Origin of the sequence: Halolamina salina (assembly GCF_042678005.1) — an archaeon.
Lineage (GTDB): Archaea > Halobacteriota > Halobacteria > Halobacteriales > Haloferacaceae > Halolamina > Halolamina salina.
Genome location: NZ_JBHUDH010000013.1, coordinates 10457 through 14218 on the forward strand (window position 1 = coordinate 10457; position 3762 = coordinate 14218).

Annotated in this window: 4 protein-coding genes; 2 read left to right on the plus strand and 2 right to left on the minus strand. The window is 72.1% G+C overall.

Annotation, left to right across the window (positions count from 1 at the left end; all coding sequences use genetic code 11):
* A partial coding sequence (locus tag ACFR9S_RS01900; RefSeq protein ID WP_379817938.1) for an HAD-IIA family hydrolase occupies positions 1-646 on the plus strand: 646 nt, incomplete at its 5' end.
* Positions 647-691: 45 nt separating this feature from the next.
* Complete coding sequence (gene surE / locus ACFR9S_RS01905) at positions 692-1483, plus strand: 5'/3'-nucleotidase SurE (protein WP_379732844.1); 792 nt, start codon at positions 692-694, stop codon at positions 1481-1483.
* Positions 1484-1496: 13 nt separating this feature from the next.
* On the opposite strand, the gene ACFR9S_RS01910 is transcribed toward surE, so the two are convergent.
* The gene (locus tag ACFR9S_RS01910) at positions 1497-3215 is read right to left on the minus strand and encodes a rhomboid family intramembrane serine protease (RefSeq protein WP_379817940.1); all 1719 of its coding nucleotides are present in this window, start codon (positions 3213-3215) and stop codon (positions 1497-1499) included.
* Between the two features lie 47 nt (positions 3216-3262).
* A partial coding sequence (locus ACFR9S_RS01915) for a M24 family metallopeptidase (protein WP_379817943.1) occupies positions 3263-3762 on the minus strand: 500 nt, incomplete at its 5' end.

The window sequence follows — 3762 nt, forward strand, 5'->3', positions numbered from 1 at the left end:
GGGTATCGACGCCGCCAGCGACGAGATCCTGACCGCCGGCGCGAGCACGGTCGCGTACCTCGGCCGCCACCACGCCGGCGAGACGGTGTACCTCGTCGGCGAGCGGGGCTTACGTGAACAGTTGGAGAACGCGGGGTTCGACACCGTCGTCGCCGGCAGGCACGGCAACCCCGAGCGCGGCGTCGACGTGGCGGTGGTGTCGATCGACCGGGAGTTCGACTACGACACGCTCACGACCGCCGCGCGGACGATCAGGAGCGAGGAGCTCCCGATCGTCGGCAGCGACCCCGACGCGGTGATCCCCGCCGGCGACGGCGACGTGCCGGGGTCGGGGGCGATGATCGCGGCCGTCACCGGCACCGCCGAGCGCGAGGCCGACGCGGTGCTCGGCAAGCCCCACGCGATCACTCGGGAGCTGGCGCTCGACCGGCTCGACTGCGACGCCGCGGACTGTCTGGTCGTCGGCGACCGCCTCGATACGGACATCGCGCTGGGCGCCGGCGCGGGGATGACGACCGTGCTCGTGCGCTCGGGCGTCACCGACGACGCGCGGCTCGAACGCTCGCCCGTGACGCCGGACTACGTCGTCGACGACCTCTCGGGGATCGAATCGGTGCTCGACGGAACTGCCCCGCGGTACGGCTGAGCCGGAGTCGAACCGCTTAACCGCGGTTCCGCCGCATCGCCGGACATGAGCGAGCCGCGGATTCTGGTGACCAACGACGACGGGATCGAGAGCCCGGGGTTCCGGGCGCTGTACGAAGCACTCGAGGACGTGGGCGATCCGGTCGCGGTCGCGCCGTACTCGAACCAGAGCGCCGTCGGCCGCGCCCGGTCGTTCGAGGCGACGGTCCACGAGTACGAACTCGGCTACGCCGTCGAGGGGACGCCCGTGGACTGCGTGATCGCCGGCGTCGAGGCGCTCTGCCCCGACGTGGACGTGGTCGTCGCCGGCTGCAACAAGGGGGCGAACCTCGGATCGTACGTGATGGGCCGCTCCGGCACCGTCTCGGCGGCCGTCGAGGCCACCTTCTTCGACGTGCCGGCGATCGCCGTCTCCCAGTACGTCCCGACGACCGACGACGAGGAGTTCGAGAACCTCACCCCGCCGAAGGAGGCGTACGCCGACGCCTGCGACGCCGCGGCGTACCTGGTCGAGGAGTCGCTCGGCTCGGCCGTGTTCGATGGCGCGGACTACCTCAACGTCAACGCCCCCGCGCCCGACGCGACCGAGGGCCGGCCGCCGATGACCGTCACCGAGCCGTCGCCGCTGTACGCGATGAGCGCCGAGTTCGACGGCGAGACGATCCGGCTCGAGGACAACATCTGGCAGCGGATGCAGCGCGGCGACATCCCCGACGAGGAGGGTACCGACCGCCGCGCCGTCGTCGACGGCGAGATCAGCGTTTCGCCGCTGGCGGCGCCGCATTCGGTCGAGCGCCACGAGCACCTCGACGAGCTGGCGGCGAAGTATCGAGTCTAACCGGGGCCGGGCCTCAGTCGTACGTCTCGACGCGGAACACCGTCACCCGCGTTCCGTCGTGGATGGCGACGACGCGGCCGTTCCCCCCGTGGAACGTCACGTTCCGGACGGTGACCGACTCGTTGGCCCTCGGCAGCGGCCGGCGGACTGTGTCGTTGTCCTCGCTCACGAGGAGGTAGAACGACTCGTTTCCGGCGACGACCGAGACGTTCTGGTTCGCGATCTGTGGCTCCGCCCGGGCGGGGGCGGAGGTGAACACCGTCCGCCGCTCGTCGCCGTTTTCGAGCGCGACCGCGTAGGCGGTGCCGCCGCCCACCGCGGTCCAGCCGCGACGAACCGCGGTCACCGTCTCGCGCCAGCCGACGCCCCCGACGACGACCCTCGCACGGCCGTTGGACGCGAGCCGCCCCCGGGGGACGACGGACTGCCAGATCCCCCTGTCGCGGTTCGAGACGATCACCCCCGAGGTGGTGACCTGCGTGGTCTCGCCGAACAGCGTGACGGGGATGGCCGACACCAGTTCGTTCTCGACACCCTCCGCGTAGGTGACCTCGTACCCCCGGACGGTGACTGGCTCCCCCGGCAGGTTGCCCTCCGTGGAGACGAGGTTGACCGCGACCGCAGGCCCCGACAGCACCGCCGCCAGGACCACGAGCAGTGCGACCCCGAGCTGTCGGACGGGGAGGTCCACGAGCCGCGTGTCGCCGGCGTCGTCCGGCTCTCCACCCCCCAGACGGGCGAACGGGCGGCGGTCGGAGCCGGCGACGGCGACGACGATCAGCGCCGCCGCCAGCGCGACGACGCCGAGGCCGACCGCGCGGTACAGCACGTACTCGGTGCCGCCGCGGTACCAGTACACCGCCCAGAGCGACTGGGCGCTGGCGAGCAGGAGCGCGCCGGTGAACAGCCGGACCGGCGACGGCCCGTCGGCGGGACGGCGACGGAGCAGCAGCGCGCCCAGCACCACCCCCGCGAGCAGGCCGATCGCGTGGCCCTGGATCGCGATGTCGGCGAACCACGGCGTGACGAACCGCGAGCGCCCCGAGGCGGTGAGCGTGGGATCCCGGAGCGCGTTGTAGAGGAGGTTCAGCAGGTCCGACCCCACCAGCGCCAGCACGGTACCCAGCGGGTAGCGAACCAGAGCGAACCCGGCGAACGCGAACACGACGCCCGAGAAGCCGATCACGGCGCCGACCGTGAACAGCGTGAGGAGGACGCCGACGACGGCGACGCCGAGCGGGAACAGCAGGAACGCGCGGGCGATCGGATCGTACCGGAGCGCGGCGAGGCGCTCGCGGCGAGTCGACGGCTCGGGATCGACGGGACGGCTCGTCGCGGGGTAGTGGCCGATCGCGTACTCCACAATCGGCGCGAGTGTGAGCGCGCCGAAGAGGTTTCCGAGCAGGTGGCCCGGGCCGGCGTGGGCGAATCCGGCGACGAGCATCCCCAGCGGCTCGGCGTACGACCACGCGCGGAACGGCAGCACGACTGGGCGGTACCAGTGCCAGTAGCCGCCCTGCAGGAACAGGTACACTGCGAGTACCCCCGAGAGAGTGACGAGCGTCCCCCACGGGACGCCGAGGACGAACCGCTCACGGAGGCGGGTCGGGAGGCGGCCGTCGTCGAGTCGGAGCGCGAGCGCACTGCCGGCGAGCAGCGCGAGGACGACGAAGGCGCGCTGGAGCAGCCCCCACGGGACCGCGCCGAACTGGAGGGCGGGCGAGGCGGCCATGGGCGTAGTAGTACCGTCACCGCCCTTGAAAGCTCGCCCGCGGGGTACTATTCTTCCAGCCGCCAGAGCTGCGTCTGAGGCTCGACGACGTACTCGACGCCGTTCTCGGTCACCCGGACCATCTCCTCCTGCCCGACGTACCCCCACTCGGTGTCGAGGCCGAGCTCCATCGTGTACAGCTCGCCGGGGCGGACCTCGTGTTCGACGGACTCCCCGTAGCGATCCCACTCCGGGCCGAGCAGCGTGCCGCCGTCGTGGGCGCTCCGCCCGACCTGGTGGCCGAAAGCGTGGTCGAACAGCTCGCGGTCCCGCGCGACCAGTTCCGCGCGGGCGCGGGCGTCGACGCGATGGCCGACGACGCCGGGCTGTAGCTCCTCGTACCCCGCCTCGATCGCGGCGCGAACGTCCTCGAACGCCTCGACCAGCCCCTCGGGTGGCTCACCCCGAACCCAGAGCCGCTGGAGGTCGGCGGCGTAGCCGTCGCGCACGACGCCGAAGTCGACGTGGAGCAGTTCGCCCGTCGGGACCGTCCGATCGCCGGGGAGCG

Bases quoted from the DNA above. Each gene is read 5' to 3' on its own strand.
- surE (WP_379732844.1), top strand. From the start codon at position 692: ATGAGCGAGCCGCGGATTCTGGTGACCAACGACGACGGGATCGAGAGC.
- ACFR9S_RS01910 (WP_379817940.1), bottom strand. From the start codon at position 3,215: ATGGCCGCCTCGCCCGCCCTCCAGTTCGGCGCGGTCCCGTGGGGGCTG.